Raw genomic sequence first — 614 nt, 5'->3', positions numbered from 1 at the left:
CCAGCGCGTCGCGCTCGGGGCCGCTGGCCGCGTAGATGACGCAATCGGGTTTGAGGGCGATCAGCGCGTCGGCATCGCTGGTGGCGGCGAGGCCGATCGGCTCGCCGTTGGCGAGTTCGCCGGCGTCCCTGCCGACTTTGTCGGGCGAATGCACCCATACCCCAACGAGTTCCAGGTCTGGCCGGCGGCGGATCGCATCGATGGCGATCGACCCGACTCCCCCCGTCGACCACACGACGGTACGCATAGGGTTCACCTCCCTACTCATGAGCGCCCGCGGCGCACGTAGTCGGCGGCCGGCCCAGCCCAACTCGGAGCACGCAGGTCGAACCTCAGCGTGAGCATCAACAGCACCATAACCTAAGATTTGTTCATTAGGATAGTGCCTACTCTCTTAACAGGAGGAACAGGATGACGACCCAGCGGGTAGTGGTCTGGGCGACGGGCGGCATCGGGTCGATCGCGATCCGCACCATCCACCGACGCCCCGATCTGGATCTGGTCGGCGTGTGGGTGCACTCCGCGGAGAAGGTCGGCAGGGACGCCGGCGAACTCGCCAACGGCGAGCCGATCGGCCTCGCCGCCACCAGCGATGCCGACGCGCTGATCGCCCT

At 66.9% G+C, this 614-nt stretch carries 2 pseudogenes; one reads left to right on the top strand and one right to left on the bottom strand.

Annotation, left to right across the window (positions count from 1 at the left end):
• Positions 1-247, bottom strand: a pseudogene (locus tag A5736_RS15840) (dihydrodipicolinate reductase); the annotation flags it as partial.
• 164 nt (positions 248-411) lie between these two features.
• Here A5736_RS15840 and A5736_RS15835 point away from each other — a divergent pair.
• Positions 412-614, top strand: a pseudogene (locus tag A5736_RS15835) (dihydrodipicolinate reductase); the annotation flags it as partial.

It is taken from the genome of Mycobacterium sp. SP-6446, assembly GCF_001954045.1.
Lineage (GTDB): Bacteria > Actinomycetota > Actinomycetes > Mycobacteriales > Mycobacteriaceae > Mycobacterium.
Note: the sequence above shows the minus strand (reverse complement) of the source record. Positions and strands in the feature narration are given on the sequence as shown.